This is a genomic window from Nocardiopsis sp. RV163 (genome assembly GCF_001029525.1).
Classification (GTDB): Bacteria; Actinomycetota; Actinomycetes; order Streptosporangiales; family Streptosporangiaceae; genus Nocardiopsis; species Nocardiopsis dassonvillei.
Map to the genome: position 1 here is coordinate 16,528 of NZ_LEKI01000025.1, position 19,513 is coordinate 36,040.

22 protein-coding genes are annotated in these 19,513 nt (G+C 70.1%); 8 read left to right on the forward strand and 14 right to left on the reverse strand.

Translation table 11 applies throughout. From position 1 onward, the window contains the following. The first annotated feature begins 103 nt into the window (after window positions 1–103). On the forward strand, window positions 104–829 hold the full coding sequence (locus tag ABD54_RS07265) for a spermidine synthase (RefSeq protein WP_047868646.1): 726 nt from the start codon (window positions 104–106) through the stop codon (window positions 827–829). A gap of 66 nt (window positions 830–895) precedes the next feature. Here the strand turns inward: ABD54_RS07265 and ABD54_RS07270 are convergent, their stop codons facing one another. From ABD54_RS07270 to trxA, 7 genes are all read right to left on the reverse strand, one after another. Further along, window positions 896–1,114 (reverse strand): EF-hand domain-containing protein, encoded by a 219-nt coding sequence (locus tag ABD54_RS07270; protein WP_047868647.1) that lies wholly within the window; start codon window positions 1,112–1,114, stop codon window positions 896–898. Between the two features lie 154 nt (window positions 1,115–1,268). After that, window positions 1,269–2,180 (reverse strand): phosphate ABC transporter permease PstA, encoded by a 912-nt coding sequence (pstA, locus tag ABD54_RS07275; RefSeq protein ID WP_047868648.1) that lies wholly within the window; start codon window positions 2,178–2,180, stop codon window positions 1,269–1,271. Beyond that, on the reverse strand, window positions 2,177–3,184 hold the full coding sequence (pstC, locus tag ABD54_RS07280; protein ID WP_047868649.1) for a phosphate ABC transporter permease subunit PstC: 1,008 nt from the start codon (window positions 3,182–3,184) through the stop codon (window positions 2,177–2,179). The genes pstA and pstC overlap by 4 nt, the downstream gene beginning before the upstream one ends. A gap of 119 nt (window positions 3,185–3,303) precedes the next feature. Then, window positions 3,304–4,479 carry a phosphate ABC transporter substrate-binding protein PstS gene (pstS, locus tag ABD54_RS07285; protein WP_047868650.1) on the reverse strand — a complete coding sequence of 392 codons (1,176 nt, stop codon included), beginning with the start codon at window positions 4,477–4,479 and terminating at the stop codon, window positions 3,304–3,306. Between the two features lie 405 nt (window positions 4,480–4,884). After that, window positions 4,885–5,676: a response regulator transcription factor gene (locus tag ABD54_RS07290; protein WP_047868651.1), complete on the reverse strand. Its 792-nt coding sequence runs from the start codon at window positions 5,674–5,676 to the stop codon at window positions 4,885–4,887. A 425-nt stretch (window positions 5,677–6,101) separates the two neighbouring features. Further along, window positions 6,102–6,974 carry a phosphate ABC transporter ATP-binding protein PstB gene (gene pstB, locus ABD54_RS07295; RefSeq protein WP_047868652.1) on the reverse strand — a complete coding sequence of 291 codons (873 nt, stop codon included), beginning with the start codon at window positions 6,972–6,974 and terminating at the stop codon, window positions 6,102–6,104. A 525-nt stretch (window positions 6,975–7,499) separates the two neighbouring features. Next, complete coding sequence (gene trxA / locus ABD54_RS07300; RefSeq protein WP_013156378.1) at window positions 7,500–7,871, reverse strand: thioredoxin; 372 nt, start codon at window positions 7,869–7,871, stop codon at window positions 7,500–7,502. 282 nt (window positions 7,872–8,153) lie between these two features. Here trxA and ABD54_RS07305 point away from each other — a divergent pair, with 282 nt between their 5' ends. After that, complete coding sequence (locus ABD54_RS07305) at window positions 8,154–8,510, forward strand: YidH family protein (protein ID WP_047868653.1); 357 nt, start codon at window positions 8,154–8,156, stop codon at window positions 8,508–8,510. Further along, on the forward strand, window positions 8,507–8,878 hold the full coding sequence (locus tag ABD54_RS07310) for a DUF202 domain-containing protein (RefSeq protein ID WP_047868654.1): 372 nt from the start codon (window positions 8,507–8,509) through the stop codon (window positions 8,876–8,878). Before ABD54_RS07305 ends, ABD54_RS07310 begins: the two co-directional genes overlap by 4 nt. Before the next feature lie 238 nt (window positions 8,879–9,116). Here ABD54_RS07310 and ABD54_RS07315 read toward each other — a convergent pair whose 3' ends face one another. From ABD54_RS07315 to ABD54_RS07325, 3 genes are all read right to left on the reverse strand, one after another. Further along, on the reverse strand, window positions 9,117–10,100 hold the full coding sequence (locus ABD54_RS07315) for an NAD(P)-dependent oxidoreductase (protein ID WP_047868655.1): 984 nt from the start codon (window positions 10,098–10,100) through the stop codon (window positions 9,117–9,119). A gap of 127 nt (window positions 10,101–10,227) precedes the next feature. Next, on the reverse strand, window positions 10,228–10,941 hold the full coding sequence (locus tag ABD54_RS07320) for a PIG-L deacetylase family protein (RefSeq protein ID WP_047868656.1): 714 nt from the start codon (window positions 10,939–10,941) through the stop codon (window positions 10,228–10,230). A gap of 96 nt (window positions 10,942–11,037) precedes the next feature. Continuing rightward, window positions 11,038–11,769 (reverse strand): WbqC family protein, encoded by a 732-nt coding sequence (locus tag ABD54_RS07325; protein ID WP_047868657.1) that lies wholly within the window; start codon window positions 11,767–11,769, stop codon window positions 11,038–11,040. Window positions 11,770–12,116: 347 nt separating this feature from the next. Between ABD54_RS07325 and ABD54_RS07330 the strand changes: the two genes are divergently transcribed. Together ABD54_RS07330 and ABD54_RS07335 are read left to right on the forward strand one after the other, a co-directional pair. After that, a complete protein-coding gene (locus tag ABD54_RS07330) occupies window positions 12,117–13,640 on the forward strand; it encodes a glycosyltransferase (RefSeq protein ID WP_047868658.1) in 1,524 nt (507 codons plus the stop codon). 140 nt (window positions 13,641–13,780) lie between these two features. Beyond that, window positions 13,781–14,188: a DUF3817 domain-containing protein gene (locus ABD54_RS07335; RefSeq protein WP_082166725.1), complete on the forward strand. Its 408-nt coding sequence runs from the start codon at window positions 13,781–13,783 to the stop codon at window positions 14,186–14,188. Here ABD54_RS07335 and ABD54_RS07340 read toward each other — a convergent pair. Both ABD54_RS07340 and ABD54_RS07345 read right to left on the reverse strand, forming a co-directional pair. Beyond that, window positions 14,164–14,922, reverse strand: coding sequence for an SURF1 family protein (locus tag ABD54_RS07340; protein ID WP_047868659.1), 759 nt, complete (start codon window positions 14,920–14,922; stop codon window positions 14,164–14,166). The genes ABD54_RS07335 and ABD54_RS07340 overlap by 25 nt on opposite strands. A 548-nt stretch (window positions 14,923–15,470) precedes the next feature. Further along, the gene (locus ABD54_RS07345) at window positions 15,471–16,004 is read right to left on the reverse strand and encodes a DinB family protein (protein WP_047868660.1); all 534 of its coding nucleotides are present in this window, start codon (window positions 16,002–16,004) and stop codon (window positions 15,471–15,473) included. Between the two features lie 156 nt (window positions 16,005–16,160). On the opposite strand from ABD54_RS07345, the gene ABD54_RS07350 reads away from it, so the two are divergent. After that, window positions 16,161–16,928 (forward strand): alpha/beta fold hydrolase, encoded by a 768-nt coding sequence (locus ABD54_RS07350; protein WP_047868661.1) that lies wholly within the window; start codon window positions 16,161–16,163, stop codon window positions 16,926–16,928. A 24-nt stretch (window positions 16,929–16,952) separates the two neighbouring features. Here ABD54_RS07350 and ABD54_RS07355 read toward each other — a convergent pair whose 3' ends face one another. Next, window positions 16,953–17,360, reverse strand: coding sequence for a VOC family protein (locus tag ABD54_RS07355; RefSeq protein ID WP_047868662.1), 408 nt, complete (start codon window positions 17,358–17,360; stop codon window positions 16,953–16,955). A 333-nt stretch (window positions 17,361–17,693) separates the two neighbouring features. Here ABD54_RS07355 and ABD54_RS07360 point away from each other — a divergent pair, with 333 nt between their 5' ends. Together ABD54_RS07360 and ABD54_RS07365 are read left to right on the forward strand one after the other, a co-directional pair. Beyond that, window positions 17,694–17,972: a helix-turn-helix transcriptional regulator gene (locus ABD54_RS07360; protein WP_047868663.1), complete on the forward strand. Its 279-nt coding sequence runs from the start codon at window positions 17,694–17,696 to the stop codon at window positions 17,970–17,972. Window positions 17,973–18,002: 30 nt separating this feature from the next. Further along, window positions 18,003–18,503: a hypothetical protein gene (locus ABD54_RS07365; protein ID WP_047868664.1), complete on the forward strand. Its 501-nt coding sequence runs from the start codon at window positions 18,003–18,005 to the stop codon at window positions 18,501–18,503. Window positions 18,504–18,546: 43 nt separating this feature from the next. On the opposite strand, the gene ABD54_RS07370 is transcribed toward ABD54_RS07365, so the two are convergent. Continuing rightward, the gene (locus tag ABD54_RS07370) at window positions 18,547–19,209 is read right to left on the reverse strand and encodes a class II aldolase/adducin family protein (protein WP_047868665.1); all 663 of its coding nucleotides are present in this window, start codon (window positions 19,207–19,209) and stop codon (window positions 18,547–18,549) included. Between the last annotated feature and the right edge of the window lie 304 nt (window positions 19,210–19,513).

Below are 19,513 nucleotides of genomic sequence, written 5' to 3' on the forward strand. Positions count from 1 at the left end.
TCTTCGGTAATCCCGTGGTCCGCGACGGCCCCCGGAGCGGAGCGCCGTCCGTGCCCTCGGGCGGGAACGCGGGCGCGTGCGCCCGGCGGGCACAATGTGGGGTATGGACCAGCCGACGACGTACACCGCCCCCGCCTTCCGCGAGCCCGAGGAGGAGACCGTCACGCTGGCGAGGGTTACCGGGGAGACCGGCGGCGACCTCGTGCTGCGCCGCGTGGGCGCGCACTACGAGATCTACTCCAACGGGGTCTTCCTCATGGACACCCGCGACGGGACCTCGGAGCGCGAGATGGTGCGCGCCGGCCTCGCCGCCCTCCCCGCGGGCCGCTCGCGCTCCCGGGTGCTCATCGGCGGCCTGGGCGTGGGCTTCTCCGCCCGCGAGGCCCTGGAGCACCCCCGGGTGGCGGTGGTGGACGTGGTGGAACTCGAACCCCACGTCATCGCCTGGCACGACGGGGAACTGGGCGAGGCCGCCGAGTACGTGCACCGGGACCCGCGCTGCCGGGTGGTCAACGCCGACATCGTGGCCTGGCTGGAGGAGGCGTCCTCGGCTCCGGACCCCGTCCGTTACGACGTGGTCTGCCTGGACACCGACAACGGGCCCGACTGGACGGTGGTGGAGAGCAACAACCGCCTCTACGAGGCGGCCGGGCTGGAACGGCTCACCCGCCTGCTCGCCCCCGGCGGGGTCCTGGCCTTCTGGAGCGCCAACGCGGTGCCCGCCTTCGAGGAGTCGCTGCGGGACGGGTTCGCATCGGTGGAGGTCATCGAGGTGCCGGTCGCCCGCGGCGTGCCCGACACCGTCTACCTGGCGCGCGATCCGCGCTGAGGCGGGCGGCCGCGTTCGCTGCGGTGCCACCGCGGGCGGCACCGAGGGGCGGCCCCCGCCGGGGGCTCAGTTCCCGGTGTCGGACATGTAGGCCGTGAACTCGTCCAGGGTGATCAGCCCGTCGCCGTCCTGGTCCATGGCCGCGATCGCCCCCAGTGCCTGCTCCTCGGTGCAGCTGTCCCCGAGGCGGTGCATCAGGTCGGCGTACTCCTGCGCGGAGATGAGACCGTCGCTGTCGGCGTCGACGAACGCGAAGGTCGTCGCGTACTCGTTGGTGTCGGGCATCTGCGTTCGTCTCCAGGTAGTCGCGGTGGCGGGTCCGGCGCAAGATTACCGGTGCGGCGGCGGTTCGGGAAGCCGACGGGACGCCGGCGCCCGCAGAGCAGAAGGGGCCGCGTACCGGAGGGCTCTCCGGCGCACGGCCCCTCGGGGAGGGTCGCTAGCGGCTGCCCACGGAGGCCCGCGAGCCGATCCACCGCGCGATCACGGTGAACAGCAGCACCAGCAGGAACAGGCACAGGGCGGCGCCCCACGCGCGGTCGATACCGGCCTCGAAGGGCTGCATGGCGCCCCGGTACAACTGCATCGGCACGGCGCCCTGCGGCTCGCCCTGGAAGGCGGTCACGACCAGGCCGGTGCCGAACGCGGTCAGCAGCAGCGGGGCGGTCTCGCCGATGCCGCGGGCGACGGCCAGCATCGAACCGGTGGTCAGACCGGGGGCGGCGGCGGGCAGCACCGTGTGCACGATGGTCTGCCACTTGCGCGCGCCCAGGCCGTAGCTGGCGTTGCGCATCTCGTTGGGCACGAGCCGCAGCATCTCCTCCGCGGACCGCGTCACGATCGGCAGCATCATCATGGCGATCGCCAGGGCGCCGGCGAAGGTGCCGAAGCCCATCTGGCCCCAGCCGATGACGACCAGGCCGTACACGAACAGACCGACGAAGATCGAGGGGATACCCGTCATCACGTCGGTGAAGAAGCGGATCGCGCCGGTCAGGCGGTTGGGGCCGTACTCCACGACGTAGACGGCCGTGGCGATGCCGAACGGGATCGACATCGCGACCGCGAGAGCCATGATGTAGAGCGTGCCGAAGAACCCGGCGGCGTAACCGCCGCCCTCGCGTCGGGGCGGGGGCTCGGTCGCGGTGAAGAACTCCAGGTTGACGACGCCGATGCCGCGCCGGGTGACCTCGAAGATGATGAGGACCAGCGGGATCATCGCCAGGACCATCGCGGCGGTCAGTGCCACCGAAGCCGAGCGGTCCTTGAACCTGCGGAAGCCCGAGCCGGGCGGGCGCTGGCTCAGGGGGGTGTGCCGGGCGTCCGGAGGAGTGGTGGTTGCTGTGCTCATACGGCGGAGTCTCCCGTGAACTGCCCCAGGCGCCAGACGATGACGCGGGCCAGGATGTTGACGATCATCGTGACCAGGAAGAGGGCGACGCCGATCGCCATCAGCGCCGTCCGGACCTCGGGCGAGGCCTCGCCGAAGGACGCGGCGATGTGCGAGGCCATGCTGCTTCCGGTGCCGAACAGGCTTCCGCTCCACCCCTGGGTGCCGCCGATCAGCATCAGCACGGCGATGGTCTCGCCGAGGGCGCGGCCCAGCCCCAGCATGGCCGCGGCCACGATCCCGGAGAAGCTGGCCGGCAGGATCACCTTGGTGATGACCTCCCACCGGGTGGAGCCCAGGGCGTAGGCGGCCATCTGCTGCTCGATCGGCTGGACGACGACGACCTCGCGGATGAGCGCCGTCATGATCGGCAGGATCATGATGGCCAGCACGATGCCAGCGGGCAGGTAGCCGACACCGCGCACCGGCCCCTCGAAGAGGAAGAACCAGCCGAACGTGCTCTCCAGCCAGACGAAGAAGGGCCGCATCACGTTCGGCAGGAACCAGTGCAGGCCCCAGAGGCCGAAGATGACGCTGGGCACGGCGGCGAGCAGCTCGACCGTGTACGACAGCGGCTTGGCGAGGCGGCGCGGGGCCAGGTGGGTCAGGTAGACGGCGACCATGATCGCCAGCGGCAGCGCGATGACGATCGCGATGGCCGCCGTGACCAGGGTGCCGTAGATGAAGGGCCAGGCGCCGTAGACGCCGGTGATCTCCGTGCGCGAGCCGCCGCTCTGCCAGTCCTGCCCGAGGAGGAAGCCGAAGAAGCCCTCCTTGGCGAAGACCGGCCAGGCCTCGCTGGTGGTCCGGATGACCATCAGCGCCAGGATGATCAGGACGAGGGTGCCGCAGGCCGCGACGGCCCACTTGAAGATCGGATCGCCCAGGCGCCCCTTGCCGGACTTCAGCGTCCCCCGCCGGGAGTCCTCGGGGGCCTGGGGGGCCTCACGGGCCTCGGTGGACATGTGCTTCTCCTCTGTGGCTTTCGTGGGGAGTGGAGAGCGGTCCCGCCCCGGGGCGGGGGCGGAGGTCGGGAAGAAGGCGTGCGGGGCCGGGACGACCCTCCCGGCCCCGCGGGGCGTTCCTACTCGGTGGTGGCTTCGGACTCGGGAGCGCTCTCCTCGGCGCTCTCCTCGGCACCGGCCTCCTCCTCGGCACCGGCCTCGGCGCCGCCCTCGGCGGAGTTGGTCTTCTCCAGCTCGGCGACGACGCGGTCGGTCAGCTCCTGGCCCAGCGGCGCGTAGCCCAGCTCACCGGCCAGTTCGCGGGCGCCCTCGTCGGTCAGGGCCCAGGTCCAGAAGTCGATGATGGCGTCGGCGCTGGCCTGCTCGTAGCCGCAGGTGTAGGTGAAGATCCAGTTGGAACCGGCGATCGGGTAGCCCTCGCCGCCGATGTCGTCGATCGCGAACTGGAAGTTCTCCGGGATCTCGGCCTCCTCGGAGGCCGCGATGGTGGACTCCAGGGTCGGCTCGATCGGGTTGCCGTCCTCGTTCACGATGTGGGCGACGGACAGGCCCGCCTCCTGCGCGAAGGACTGGTTCACGTAGCCGATGCCGCCGGGGTTCTGGGTGATGCCCTGGGCGACGCCGTCGTTCTGCTGGCCGCCGACCAGGCCGTCGGCCCACTCGATCTCCTTGCCCTCGCCGTACTTCTCGGCCCAGGAGTCGACCTCGGTGCTCAGGTAGTGCGAGAACACGTAGGTGGTGCCGGAGCTGTCTGAGCGGTGGACGGGGATGATCTCGTCGCCGGGCAGTTCCATGTCCGGGTTGAGCTCGGCGATGGCCGGGTCGTCGAAGGTGGTGATCTCGCGGTCGTAGATGGCCGCGATGGTCGCCGGGTCCAGGACCAGGCCGTCCAGCTCGGGGTTGTTGAAGGCGACGACGACCGCGCCGAAGACGACCGGGAACTGCACGGCCTCACAGCCGCGAGCCTCGGAGGCTGCCGCGAGGTCCTCCTCGTCCAGGGGCTCCTCGGAGGAGCCGAAGTCGACGGTCTGCTCCAGGAACTGCTCCACGCCGGCACCGGAGCCCACGCTCTGGTAGTTGACGCTGACGCCGGTCTGGACGTCGTTGGAGTAGGTGTAGATCCAGTCCTGGAACAGGGGGTCGGGGAAGCTGGCGCCGGCACCGGTCAGGGAGGCGCTGAGGTCGCCCCCGCCGCCGCCGGAGCCGTCACCGGCGGTGTCGCCTCCGCTGCTGCACGCCGCCGCGAGCAGGGGGATGGCCGCCAGGACGGCGAGCTTGGAACGCCCGTTGCGCATGTCGTAGTTCTCCTCGTTGAATCACCGCTGTCGGGGCTGACGTGAAACGACAGTAAGTGCGCAGGAAGACGCTGTGTCATCGAAATGAAGGCGGGATGGTAGAAGAAGGATGAATGCGAAGTGAATGGCGGTAACCATCTGATAACGGGTTTGTTTTTCCGGCTCCGCGCGGATTCTGTCATGCTCCGGGGACAGGCGGTGATGACCTGCGGGTATGGCCGTGGATGCCGGGGTGGCGCGGTGGTTCCCCGGTGGTGGAGGTGACGCGTCGCATTGTTCGGCGCTTCATCTTCGCGTTCGTCTCGGATTGAGGTGACGTGAAGATGAACAAGGGGTCTCTTCGGCATCACCGAAAGGACCCGGCGGAGGAGAATTCACGAACCCCGCCCCGCTCTTTCCCTCCGCTCAGGAACCGTTCGCCGTGTCCAGTCGGTAGCCGATCCCGCGGACCGTGTGGATGAACCTGGGCTGTGCCTCGGAGTCACCCAGCTTGTGCCGCAGGCGACGGATGTGCACGGCGATGGTGTTGTTCACCGGGGGCAGCGGCTTGTGCCAGACCTCGGTCCACAGCTCCTCGCGGCTGACCACCCTGCCGCTGTGCCTCAGCAGGAAGTCCATGATCCCGAACTCCCGCAGCGCCAGGTTGACCGGGTTGCCGTCCACGAAGAGCCGGTGCCCCAGCGCGTCCAGCTCCAGGGCGCCCGAACGCAGCGCGGCCGAGGAGACGGTGCCGTCCGGGCCTCCGCCGTCCGGTCCCGGGAGGGAGCCGCGCAGCAGCGCCGCCAGCTCCGGGATCCGGTAGGGGCGGTTGACGCACGCGGTGGCTCCGGCCGCCAGCGCGCGCATCGCCCGCTGGGAGTCGCCGGGGCCCACCCCGATGAGGATCGGGATGTCCGTCGCCCGCCGGGTCACCCGTACCAGTGTCTCCAGGTCCACCTCGGGCGGAGCGGCGCTGGTGACCAGGGTGTCCGGTCGCATCATCCCCACCCGCAACAGCGCCTCGGCGCCGTCCACGCACACCGTGATGTCCACGTCGTGCCCGCTCAGCGACAGCACCAACTGGTGCGACTGCTCCGACTCGGGCTCCACCAGCAGGACCCGGAGGGGTCCCTCCGACCGTTCCGAGCGCTCGACCGTTTCGTCCTCGACCGGGGTGCCCGGGAAGGGGACGGGTGCGGACGTTGTGAGCGCGGGCATGGGAGGTCCACTTCGTCGAAGGAACAGTGGGGCGGATCCCCGGGGGGCTCCGGCCTGACCGAAACGCCCCGCCGATCAGCGGTCCCGGTCCGTGGGAGGGCTCAAGGCCGACGGTTTGGCTGGAGCGACCCCGCCGATCAGCGGTCCCGGTCCGTGGGAGGGCTCAAGGCCGGCGGTTTGGCTGGAGCGACCCCGCCGATCAGCGGTCCCGGTCCGTGGGAGGGCTCAAGGCCGGCGGTTTAGCCGAAGCGACCCCGCCGATCAGCGGTCCCGGTCCGTGGGAGGGCTCAAGGCCGGCGGTTTAGCCGAAGCGACCCCACCGATCAGCGGTCCCGGTCCGTGGGAGGGCTCAAGGCCGGCGGTTTAGCCGAAGCGACCCCACCGATCAGCGGTCCCGGTCCGTGGGAGGGCTCAAGGCCGGCGGTTTAGCCGAAGCGACCGCTGATATAGTCCTCGGTCCTCTGGTCGGACGGCTTGCTGAAGATCGTGGCGGTCTCGTCGAACTCCACCAGGCTCCCGTAGCGGTCGCCCGCGTCGTCCACCCCGGCGGTGAAGAAGGCCGTGCGGTCGGACACGCGCGCCGCCTGCTGCATGTTGTGCGTGACGATGACGATGGTGTACTCGCTGGCCAGCTCGTACATCAGGTCCTCGATCTTGAGGGTCGCGATGGGGTCGAGCGCCGAGCAGGGCTCGTCCATCAGGATCACCTCGGGGTTGACCGCGATGGTGCGCGCGATGCACAGGCGCTGCTGCTGGCCGCCGGAGAGGGCGAAGGCGCTCTCCTTGAGCTTGTCCTTGACCTCGTCCCACAGGGCGGCCTTGGTCAGCGTCTCCTCGACCAGGTCGTCCATGTTGCCGCGGACGCCGTTGATCTTGGGGCCGTAGGCCACGTTGTCGTAGATCGACTTGGGGAACGGGTTGGGCTTCTGGAAGACCATGCCGATCCGGCGCCGCACCTCGATGGGGTCCACCTCCGAGGCGTACAGGTCCTCGCCGTGGTAGGTGACCTTGCCCTCGACGCGGGCGCCGGGGATGAGGTCGTTCATGCGGTTCAGGGTCCGCAGCACGGTGCTCTTACCGCAACCGGACGGCCCGATCATCGCCGTGATCTGACGGGGGCCCACCTTCAGGTCCACGTCGCGCACTGCCTTGTTGGAGCCGTAGTAGATGGAGAGCCCGGAGACGTCGAAGACGGGGTCGCCCAGGTCGGGAACCTCGCGGTTGTACCGGACGGTGTCGGGGGCGACGCCGCGACCGGTCTCGGTGCCGCGAGGGGAGGCGGTGTTGCTGACAGACATGAGGCCACTTCCGGGTCGGACTGTGCGTGCGCGGGAGGTGCGCGGCCGGAGCCGCGGAGCGCGGTCGAACCCATGCAAATATGTCCGTATGAAGCAACGGTGAACGAACCCCGTGGCGAAGGTGAACGTGGGCGGTGAACTCGGAGGCGTAGCGATCGCGAGGCGTTGCCCTCCCGTCACCGAAGGAGGTGCGGACCGCCTCTGGAGTGCGGTTCCTCCCGTCCGGGGGGATCAGGCTCCGGGCGGGCCGAAACTCGCCGGACGGGTGGACAGGTGACCGGCCCCAAACCTCTTGATGACTTTTCGGTCTTCTCAATATCAACTTTTCGGTCCTGCTGGGGCGGAGGTCCGGTCTCCTGCCGGGACGCGGGACGGCGTCCCGCCCGGAGGCCGCCGCCGCGCCCTCACGGCCGGACCCGTCCGGACCCGCGAACGCCCCGGACTCCGCCCTCCGTGAAGGTAGGGGGCGTCCGGGGCGCGCGGGACCGGCTCTTGCCGCTCCGGGGACTACTTCCCCGGGAAGTACTACTCCGGGGAGCCGCCCTGCTCGGCGATCTTCTCCCGCACCTCGTCCATGTCCAGCTCCTTGGCCTGCGTGATGAGGCTCTCCAGGGCCTCGGAGGGCAGCGCCCCGGGCTCGTTGTAGATGACGGTGCGCTCGCGCACGATCATCAGAGTCGGGATGGACTGGATCTTGAACTCGAAGGCGAGTTCGCGCTGCGCCTCGGTGTCCACCTTGGCGTGGACGATGTCGGTGTGCTTCTCCGAGGAGGTCTCGAACACCGGGGCGAACTGTCGGCAGGGACCGCACCAGTCCGCCCAGAAGTCGATGAGGACGAAGTCGTTGTCCTTCAGCGTCTCCGCGAAGTTGTCCTTGGTGAGCTCGACCGTGGGCACGTGGTCTCCTGTATCTGTTCGTTGGTTGGTGTCGACCGTCGGCCAACCGCCATCTCTCAGTGCTACAGCGGTCGTGCCCGTTCGTTTGTTCCGCATGCCTGCCTCGGCCGGTGAGCCACCCCTCACCCCGGTGGTTTTGCGCAATAACACGCCTTGCATACCTGTTTGGGAGGAAAGAGGGACGACGGCTAGTGTCGACTGGAGGGACGCGGCCCCCACGGGGCGGGCCCGGCCCGGTTCGGGGGCGAATCAGGGATCTTCCCTGTTGAAAGGGGGTGCTGGATGGGTTCTGAAGCCTCTCCGCGGGACGCGGGGGGTCCTTCCGTGGACTACCGGTTCACCCTCGCCAACGAGCGGACCTTCCTCGCCTGGGTGCGCACCGCGCTGGCCCTGCTCGCGGGCGCCGTCGCCGTCCTGCACCTGCTCCCGCTGGGCTGGTCGGAGGGGCCGCGCACCGCGGTCGGCCTGCTGCTGGCGGTGCTGGCCGGGGTCATCACCGTCTACGCCCCGCTGCGCTGGTACCGCGTGCAGCGCCTCATGAGCCGCGGCGCGGACCTGAGACTGAGCGCGCTCCCGCTCGTCACCGCCCTGGCGGTGGGGCTGGTGTGCGCCCTGGTCCTGCTGGGCCGCCTGCTGTGACCATTCCCGGCGAACGCGACCCCGGCATGCAACCGGAGCGCACCCTGATGTCCTGGCACCGCACGATCGCCCTGCTGGTCGTGGTGGGGCTGCTGTTCCTGCGCGGCTCCCTTGCTCCCGGCGACGACACCTTCCCGCAGGCTCCGCCCGAGGTGCGCGTGGCCACCGCGGTCGGACTGCTGCTCCTTGCGGGGGTGCTGGCCGCGCACGTGTGGCTGCGGTGGCGGGCGGGCGGGCACGGCGCGCCCGCTCCGGGAACCGGACGGCCCCCGCCGTCCGTGGCGGACCCGTGGGCGATGGCGCTCCTGTGCGCGGGAGTGCTCGCCCTGAGCTGCGTCCTGGTGGTCACGGTGCTGCTGGCGCACTGAGGGCCCGGCCCCGTCGTCGGCGCGCCCGGGGGCGGACGCACCCGTCCATGCCCTCTGCGGGCCTGCGGTCCACCGGCGCCGGTCGTCCTCGTGCGGGCACGGGCGAGCACCGGGAGGCGGCCGGGCCGCGCGGCCGTCCCGTCGGGCGAAGGGCAGGAGCCCTGGCCCTTCTCCGTCCCGTCCCGTTTCGGTCGGCCGAGGCGGAGAGGGCGCCCCGGACCGGTCCCTTCCGGTTCGGTTACGCCGGCTGCGGTACGGAGCCGACCGCGCGGCGGTGCTCCATGATCGAACGGATGATGTCGTTGAGGTCGCGCTCGGGGCGGTACCCGATCAGCCGCGCTGCCAGCGAGGTGTCCGGGTAGCGGCGCTGCATGTCCTCATAGCCCTCGCCGTAGGCCTCCTCGTAGTCGACGTAGGTGATCGCGCTCCTCGAACCCGTCAGCTCCACGACCCGGTCGGCCAGGCCCTTGATGGAGACCTCCTCGTGCCCGCCGAGGTTGACGGCCTGGTTGTGGGCCTCGGGGGTGTCCATCAGCCGCAGGAGCGCGGGCACCACGTCGAACACCGAGCCGAAGCAGCGGCGCTGCGTCCCCGTCCCGTACACGGTGATGGGCTTGCCCGCCATCGCCTGTTCCACGAAGCGCGGGACCACCATCCCGTAGCGGCCCGTCTGGCGGGGTCCGACCACGTTGAAGAAGCGGGTGATGACGCACGGCACGCCCGACTCGACGCCGTGCACGTAGCCGACGAGCTCGTCCAGCCCCTTCGCCGCGGCGTAGGACCAGCGGCTCTTGGTCGCCGGACCGTAGACGCGGTCATCGCTCTCCTTCAGTCCGGCGGCGTCGTTCTTGCCGTAGACCTCGCTGGTCGAGGCGACCATGTAGGGCACGCGGTGCGCCACGGCCGCCTCCACCACGTTCTCCGTCCCGTGCAGGTTGATCCGCAGGGAGTGCAGCGGGTTGTCGACGATGTTGTACACGCCCACGGCGGCCGCGAGGTGGAACACGGCGTCCGCCGGGGCGATAAGGGAATCGACCAGCTCCCGGTCCAGGACGTTCCCCTCCACGAACCGGAACCCGGGCGAGCCCTGCGCCTGGGCCAGGTTCGCCGGGGACCCGGTCGACAGGTCGTCCAGGACGGTGACCTGGTGGCCCCGGGCGATCAGGTGGTCGCACAGGTGCGAGCCGATGAAGCCGGCTCCTCCGGTGACTACAGCCTTCATGGTTTCCCCTCCACTCGGTGTTCTCTCCCGCCGTTCCCCGACTGGGAGCGGCGGGTGTGCGCGGTCGTCGCGGCCGTGCGCGCGGTGGGGCGGCGCACGGCACCGCCGACAGCGGTCTCGGGAGCGCTCAGGCCAGGCAGCGCAGCACGTGGAAGCCCTCCCCGAGCGCCACGCCCGCCTGCATGCCCCGTAGGACGGCGAGGCTGCGCAGGGTGGGCTCGGAGCGTGTGTGCGGGTGCTGGTGGGACTGTGAGCCGTACAACTGCATGCCGTGGAGCTTGTCGACCACCTGCACCTCGTCCAGTTCGACGATGAGGTTGGGCGGGCACAGCGGCTCCGAGCGCCAGTGGTCGGCGGCCTCCTCGTAGGCCAGGGCCAGGCGCGGGTGGTGGCGTAGCGCGGTGTTGGACGGGCGCAGGGCGGTGTGCACCGCCTCGGCCACGGCCCGGTGGTCCTGGTTGTAACTGGAGTGGTGCGGTCCGAGCACCACGGTCGGGCGGAGCCGCTCGATGGACAGCGGGCTCTCGCGCTCGATGAGCTGGGCGAGGTCCACCCGGGCGACGGAGTCGAGCCTCAGGTGGTACTGGTCGCCGGGCAGGGCCATGTGCCAGTCGTCCCAGCGGAAGTGGTCGGCGACCTTCTTGATCTCCGCGTACCGTTCCGTCGCCGTGGAGAAGCCCTTGGGAGACATGTCGGCCGTGTCCCCGACGGTGAGGAACTGGACGAACACCTCGGCGCCGGCCGCCTTGGCCTTGCCCATGAGGCCGCCGCAGCCGAGAGTCTCGTCGTCGGGGTGGGGCGCGAACACCAGGATGCGTTCCTGGGACCAGTCCGTCGTCATACCGTTTCCCGTCCTTTGCCTATCGAGCGATCGGGTTTTTCCCGGGGAGCGGCGCCGCACCCGGCGGCGCGGCGCTGTGGTGGACCCGTGTCCGGGTCAGCTCTGGGTTCTCGCCTGCCTGAGCACGTTCAGTGCCTCCGGGCCGGTGTTGAGGAGAAGGTCGATCGCCGACAGACGGGGGACGAAGTCGGCCGGGGCGCGCCCGCGCTGCGGGTACACCGGGTGGCGGAAGTCCTGCCACCGGACGCCGATCCCGTAACGGCGCAGGGTCTCGGGCTCCAGGTAGTCCCGGGCGCCGTCGCCCGAGAGCATGGTCCGCGCGCCGGTCTTGGCGCAGATCTGGGCGAGGAGCTCGCTCTTGCGCCCGGGGAAGTCTCCGATCTCACTGGCCAGCAGCAGCGGCGTGTCGATCCCGAAGCACCGCATCAGCATGCGCGTGGTCGCTACGCACAGCTCCGCGAGACCATCCCACTCCTGTTCGTACAGGTGGGCGATTTCGTCGCGGTAATCCTTCCAGTAGGGCGCCTTGCGGTAGCAGTGTTCCGCGAGTGACTTGTAGTGTCTTGACTTCCAATTCTGACTGTTATCAACAGCCTTGTCCCGTATGAGGTCGTTCCGACTGCCCTGGGTGACCGGAACGGTCAGCAGGACGGGTTTTCCGCCGCCGCCGACGTAGTTGCGGTTCTGCCATCCACGGCGCTCGAACTGGACGTTGTCGAGGATGACGAAACGGTCGGAACGGTCAATTTTATCCAAAAGCCCCAGCCAAGGAAGGTAGTGCGGCTGGTGCAGGGCCACGGTGGGTGGCGCGCCGTTCTGGATGCTCATAGCGGATCAACCCCCGGGCTGGTGGCCTGTGGGATTCGAGTGGAACCGGATGAGGATGAGGGCGGAACGTCGATCACTCCGAGCATTCTCCTTCACTCCGTTGATCACTTTCCGCAGATTTTTCTAGGATCTGGACAATGTTGGACAAACCACAGACGAGTCGTAGCTACAGCTCACAAATATCCTCTTATGGTTACCATCTTCCGCAAGCCCGTGTATACGATTTGTGTGGCCTACATAGGACGCGAAACCGAGTGAACCTCTCTGTGTCATAGAGCGTCAAGCTAACACCGACTTTGCGGGTTGATGTCGGTCCGAAACCGAGAACTTCGGAGGGACCTAGCGCTGTGCGTACCGCACGTTTCATAGGCGGCCTGCTGATCGGGCTCATCGCCCTCGCCCTGGCCGCGGCACTCTTCGTCTACTGGTTCGGCTACGCGACGGACGTGGCCGAGGCCTCCGGCCTCGGCGCCCTGGGTTACGTGTTCCTGTGGCTCGCCTTCGGCGCCAACCTGCTGCTGTGGTCCGTTGTCGGACTCGTGCGCCTGGGCGAGGACTCGGTGCGCGCCGTGCTCCGGCCACCGCGCGCCGGACACCGCGGCGCCGTCGGGGGCGGGGCCCGCGAACACGTCCTTGTGGGCGCGGGCGGTTCCGGCGGCAGCACTCTCGCCGAGCGGGGCGGCGACGCCTCCGAGGTGGGCGCCTCGGCGGCCGTGGCTGCCCGGGCGGCGGCTCCCGCGCGGGAGCTGTCCCTTGCCGTCATCATCCCGGCGCACAACGAGGAACCCGTCATCGGCGGCGCAATCGCCTCCGCGACGGGGTTGTTCGACCGCTGGGACGTCTACGTGGTCTCGGACTCGTCGAGGGACTCCACCGCCCGGATCGCGGCCGAGACCGGCGTGAACGTCCTCGAACTCCTCACCAACCGCGGCAAGGCGGGGGCCATCGAGGCGGTCATCGAGGAGTTCTCGCTGACCGACGAATACGACGGCGTCCTCATCCTGGACGCCGACACCGAGCTCGACCCCGGGTACGTGGAGGGCGCACGGCGGCAGTTGGCCGACCCGTCGGTGGCGGCGGTCGCGGGCTTCGTCGTCTCGGAGTGGAAGCCGAAGGAGCGCGGCTTCGTCGGCCGGATGATCTCGGCCTACCGGGACCGCCTGTACTTCATGCTCCAGTACCTCATGCGCTTCGGGCAGACCTGGCGGCACGCCAACACGGCCTTCATCGTGCCGGGCTTCGCCAGCGTCTACCGCAGCGAGGCGCTCAGGGAGATCGACATCAACCCCAGGGGGCTGGTGATCGAGGACTTCAACATGACCTTCGAGGTGCACCACAAGCGCCTCGGCAGGGTCTCGATGAACCCCGACACCAAGGCCTACAGCCAGGACCCGTTCACCTTCCGGGACTACTACAAGCAGGTCACCAGGTGGACGCTGGGCTTCTGGCAGACCGTCCGGCGCCACCGGGTGTGGCCGAGCCTGTTCTGGGCCTGCCTGGCGCTGTACATCCTGGAGGTCGTCCTGGTCTCCGCCGTGCTGTTGGCCACCACCGTGGTCGGCCTGTTCGTCCTGGCGGGGACGCTGGGCGGCGAGTTCTTCCTGAGCCTGCCGTTCGCCGGTGAGGCCTTCACGGCGGTGACGGCCTTCCTGCCGCTGCTGGTGATCGCCATCGGCCTGTTCATCCCGGACTACATGCTCACCTGCCTGATGGCGGCCATCCGGCGGCGGCCGTCCTACCTGGTCTACGGCCTGCTCTTCCTGCCGATCCGGCTCGTGGACGCCTACCTCGCGCTGCGGATGATCCCCAAGGCGTGGACCACCGAGTCCGACGGCCGGTGGAGCAGCCCGGACCGCGTATCGGGCAGGTGACCCGACCTGCGGTGATGTGGGATCGTCCGGCCCCGGGTACCCCGGGCGTCCGGGGTGCCGGACAGCGTTTAGGCTGATTTTCGCCCGCCCGCGGACCTGTCCTGCCGAGCGGGGACGCAGTCGTCTGAGGGGGATCAGCCGTGGACAAGAGGCGCGTGTCGTTCGCGTTGTACCGGGTGCTCGCGTACGTGACCGGAGTCTTCCTGGTGGGCCTGACCTTCGTGGCCATGCCCGCCAAGTACCTGGTGGGAGAGACCGCCCGGTTCTCCCTGGTGGCCGCGCCGCAGGGCCTGGAGCAGTGGTTCGGCCCCGAGTCGCCGCTCATGCTCTACATCGCGATGCCGCACGGCTACATCTACATGGCCTACGTCTTCGTGGTCCTGTGGGTCGCCCTGGACCGCCGCTGGAGCGCCTCCCGCACACTGGGCGTGGCGCTCGCGGGCACCATCCCCGTGCTCGGCTTCGTGGTCGAGCACCGGATCGTGCGCTCGGAGCGGGCCAAGGACCGCGAGGCCGGACGGGCTCAGGAGCCCGCTACCGCGGGCTGATCCTCCCGGGAGCCGCCCTCGCGCAGCTCCCGGCGCATCAGCAGGACCCAGAAGACCACGGCGGAGACGCCGAACATCGCCCACTGCACGGTGTAGCTGAGGCTGCGCCAGTTGACGGTGAACCCGGTGGGCGGCTCGGGCGGCGGCGCCGGGACGAGTGAGGCCGTGGCCGGGTCCGTCTCGGGCAGGGTGACGTAGCCCTCGTAGAGCGGGTGGTCCCACTCGTTGACGAGCACGGACGCGGCGATGCGCTCGACCTGGCCCTCGGAGACGTCCACCGGCACGACCCCCTCCGAGCCCGCCGGAGGAAGCAGCCAGCCGGTGACCGTGACCTCGCCGCCCGGTGCGGGCGGGATGTCCTGGCCCTCCTCGGCCCAGCCCCGGTTGACGGTGACGGCGGCGCCGTCGTCGGTGACCAGGGGGACGATGACGTCGTAACCGAGCACGCCGTCCACGACGCGCGGCACCAGTAGCTGGGCATCGGCGTCGTAGCTGCCGCTGGCCTCCACCGCGCTGTTGGCGAAGGAGTCCGGGCGCATGTACTGGCCCGGTTCGAGCAGGTCGGAGACGGGCACGGCACCGGCCAGGTCCTCGGCCGGGTTGGTGATGACCTCGCGGTCGGGCTCGAATGCGCGGACGAACTGCCAGGCGGTACCGGCGACGCAGACGACGCCGACCAGCACGGCGAGCAGGTGGATGCCGAGCCACCGTGGGCTGAGGAGCGGTGATCTCACCAGACCAGGCTAAGCGCGGCCCCCGAGCGCCCCGTCATGACCCCGGTTTGACCCTACGCACACACGCTTGGTCCGCCATCTGCCGAGGAATGACGATCACTTTAAGTAGTTCATCGTGACTCAGGGTTGTTCTTCGAGGTTGTGGTGGGTAGTGTCTCCATCAACGCGGAACGACCGGGTCGTTTCCGCGGCAGGCCTTCAAGGCCGCGACTCCAGGGGGGAGGAGTCGCTGGCCGCTTCCCAGCGCGAGGGTCGCTTCCGTACTTTGAGGGGGGATGCGGAAGCGACCCTCGCCACCTCGTAGCCGGGGGCGTTCCCACTGTTCGGTGGGGGCGCCCCCGTCGCTTTCCCACCGTTCCCGGGAGTCCTCTCCGGGGGCGCCCCGGATCCGGCGCTCCCTCAGGCCGGTGAGGTGGCGCGCGGCCGTCGCGAAGCCGTTGTCGTCGTGGAGGACGACCATTCCGCGGTGGGCGGCCGTGGCGGCGATGAGCGGGTCCACCGACGACAGCGCATCGTCACGATGGTCCGCCGACGGGGGGAGCGCCGTGTCAGCCCATGCTCTTCCGGCCGTCCAGTGCCTCGCGCAGGATGTCGGCGTGCCCGCAGTGCTGCGCGGTCTCGCGGATGATGTGCAGCAGCACGTCGCGGGCGGACCAGGAGCCGCCCTCGGGGAACCACGGCGCGTCCGGGAGCCGGTGGCTGACCTCCAGGTCCGGCAGGCCGTTGACGAACGCCTCGGTCTCCCGCGCGGCCAGCGCGTAGTCGGCCAGGACGCCGTCGAGGGTCTCGCCCTCCAGCAACCGGAAGCTGTCGGTGTGCTCCTCCCAGGTGGCCGGGTCCCCGTAGTCCGCCTTCGGGTGGACCTCCCCGTCGCGGACGAACCCGATCCAGTCGCGCTCGGCCCGGGCCACGTGCTTGACCAGTCCGCTGAGGGTAAGTTCGCTCACCGTGGTGCGCCGTGCGGCCTGTTCGTCGTCCAGGCCCCGGACCGTGAGGCGCAGGAGGTCTCGCTGGTCCTCCAGGAACCGCAGAAGGCTCGCGCGCTCCACGTCCACCGTGCCCGTCGCCGTCGTGACCACCATGACCACCGCTTTCCACCCTGTCCGACCCGGTACGCGATGACTCTAGGAAGCGTGGAGGTCAGTTGCGGTCCTCCACCGGACGGAAAGCGGAAGAAGGGGTGCGGCCCCGAGCGGGGCTCTGCCGATAGCCTGGCGTTCTGGCGACTCGGAGGTTCCATGACCTTGATTCCGCTCCAGTACCGGTTCGACGGTCCCCGGCACGCGCCCGTCGTACTGCTCGTGCCGCCCTTCGGCACCACGATGTCGGTCTGGGAACCGCAACTGCCCGAACTCACCCGCGACTACAGGGTCCTGAGGGTCGACCACCGGGGGCACGGCTCCTCTCCGGCCGCGCAAGGCCCCTACACCGTCGAGGAACTCGCCCTGGACCTGCTCGGCGTCCTGAAGGCCGAAGGGCTGACCCGGGTCCACGCTGTGGGCGCGGGGCTCGGCGGGTCGCTGCTGGTGTGGATCGCGGCCAACTCGCCGCGCACCCTGGAACGCCTCGTGCTGCTGGCCGCGGCGCCCCGCACCCCGCGGACGCACCGGTGGGACCTCCTGGCCTCCCGGGTGCGCTCGTCGGGCCTGGAGTCGGTGACCGCGGACGTGGTGCGGCCCTGGTTCACCCCGGACATGGGCGAGGAGCGGCCGCGGGTCGTGGCCCGCCTGGCCGAGGAGTTCGGCGGGCTCGACCCGGAGGGCTTCGCCGCGGTGTGCGAAGCCGTGGCCGGGATGGACCAGCGCCACCTGGTGGCCTCCGTGCGGGTGCCGACCCTGGTGGTGTCGGCCGCCCACGACCCTGTGCTGCCGCCCGGCCACGGCCGCAGGCTGGCGGACGGGATTCCCGACGCCCGGTTCGAGGTCGTCTCCGGCGCCGCGCACCTGCTCGGGGTCGAGCGCGCGGGCCGGGTGAACGAGCTTGTGATGGAGCACCTGTCCGGCTGAGGGGAACCCGTCCGGGGGGCGGGATCAGACATCCGCGGCGGGGATCAGCGGGCTGTTGACCTCCAGCAGGTAGCCGTCGGGGTCGCGGAAGTGCGCCGCGCGGATGCCCCAGGCGGTCCAGTCGCGCGGCTCCATCACCTGCCGGGCGCCGTCCGAGACCAGTCTGGCGGCCGTGGCGTCGACGTCGTCCACCTCGAAGACCACCGCGAAGCGGTCCTGGTTCGGCAGCGCCGGGTCGGCGGTGTCGGTCTCCAGGGCCTCCGCCATCACCTCGCGCTGGTTGATCGCCAGCCGGGTCCCCGACTCGACGTCGAACTCCGCGTAGCGGCTGCCCTCGTCCCCGCGCAGCACGGGGAGCTTGAGTACCTCGGAGTAGAAGCGGAAGCAGGCCTCGTAGTCGTTGACGAGGAGCCTGATGTAGCTGCAGCGCATGCGGCCTCCTGCCGTTCGGCGTCGTTGTCAGCACCATTGTCCCGTTCCGGGAGCCGCGTGGGGGGTTGTCCACACCCCGTTTTTCGTCTTCTCCGGCACCGTGTTCGAAACGCGTTCTCCGCGTCGCGGCTCGGCTCCCCGACCGGGGGCGGTCCACCGCGTTCCGTGGTCCACCTTCGCCCCTGCGCTGTATCTCCTGTTATTCAGAATGTAGTACGTGTACTATCAAAGGCAGCAGGAAGATAACGGAACGGAGGATCAGTGTGATGAGTGCGCATGTCCGGTCGGGCGCCGAGGCACAAGCCGCGGCGGTACGGCGGAAGGCGGTGCGGAGTGCCCGCTGAGAGCGGCGGGGGGGCCGGCCGCCGCCCCAGGGCCGCGGCCGGAGGCGCCGAGGCCGTCTACAACCGGATCGCGATGCTGCGGGCGGAGCGCGGCGCCTCCCGCCGCCAACTGGCCGAGGCGCTGGGCGTGCACTACCAGACGGTCGGCTACCTGGAACGGGGTGAGTACAGCCCCAGCCTCCACCTAGCCCTGCGCATCGCCCGCTACTTCGAGGTTCCGGTGGAGGTCGTCTTCTCCACCGAGCCCTTCCCCCGCATCGGCCAGTGACCGACCCGCACCAACAAGAGGAGAGATGCCATGTCCTTCTTCGACGACGTCTTCGTGCTGCCCTACCCCCACCGGCTCCGGGCCTCCCGGACGAGGCGCCGCTGTTACGCGGTGCTGCACGTGCTCATCACCCTCGCCGTCGCGGTGCTCACGTGGGCCGCCACCCAGCCGGACCCCGGGCCGGTGAGGTCGTTCCTGCAGGCGATCGGGATGGTGGGCCTCCTGGGAGCGTGGTTCGCGGTCCACGCGCGGCTGGGCCAGGCCACGGACCTGATGGTCGGTTACCGCAGGCTGGACGAGCGCCAGCGCACCGAACTGGACCGGGCCACCAGGATCGGGCACAACGCGACGTCGGTGTTCATTCTCGTCGTGTTCCTCGCGGGGGTCATCGGGGGCTTCCTCCCCGCCTCCCTCACCAGCGAGCTGGCCCTGCCCGTGCTGTGGATGATCTACATGGTGCACGCCTCGACCCCCCTACTGCTCCTGGCCTGGACACGGCCGAACGAGGTCCCCGACGACGAGGACGCGTGACGGTGCGGGGGCCGTCCCGGGCGGTGCGGGCGCGCTCCGGGGCTCAGAGGATGTCCGGGCCCGCCCAGCCGTAGGTGTCGCGCTCGCGGACCCGGGCCAGCTCGTCCTCGGACAGAACACGGGGCTCGCCGAGCTGGCGGGCCCTCAGGTACGCGCCGCTGAGCCAGTCGAGCAGCCGCAGGTTCTCCAGCGCGTGGCCCAGGTCGCGGCCCAGGGCGAGGCCGCCGTGGTCGGCGAGCAGCGCGGCGTCGCGGCCCTTGAGCGCCTTGACGGCGTGGTCGGCGATCTCGCCGGTTCCGTAGGTGGTGTACGGGGTGACGGCGACCGCTCCGCCCAGACCGGCGGCGCGGTGGTGGACGGCGGGCAGTTCGGCCAGGACCGAGGACACCGCGACGGTGTCGGTCGTGAACGCGTTGACCACGGCTGTGACGTCGCGGTCGTGCTCGGCGGACAGGCGGTGCACGGCCATGTGCAGGGTGGCCTCGGCGGCGGGGTCGCGCCTTCCCTCCAGCACGCGGTCGTCGAGCGACATCACCGGGCAGTCGGCGGGCTGGATCTGGTCGAGGCGGACGCCGTGGGGCGTGACGACCACCAGGTCGCCGCTGCGGACGCTGACGGTCCCCGACTCGCCGGGCGCGGTGCCCGGGTCCGCGGCCAGGGCGCGGGCGGTCAGGCACACGTCGCGGCGTTCCTGTTCGAGCAGCATGCCTTCCTCAAGGGGTGCGCGGTGGGCGCGGTCCGTGCCGCGGGGGCTCGGGAGTCCTGACGAACCCGCTTAGGTATGCCTCAACTAAGGGCACACCTCAATGTACGTCAAACTCTCGTCCCCGTCTTCCCCAGGCGCGGGTGTTCCGCGACTCCCCCGATCGCCACCCCGAGTAGTTGTTGGCCCGGGTGCGGCGCGGGCCGGACCACGGGTGGCCCCGCCGGGCCGGGCCGTCCCCGAAGATCGGTCCGGTCTCCAGGGCGGACATGGCGGAAGAGTCGGATGAGACGAGGCTGTTTGTGAC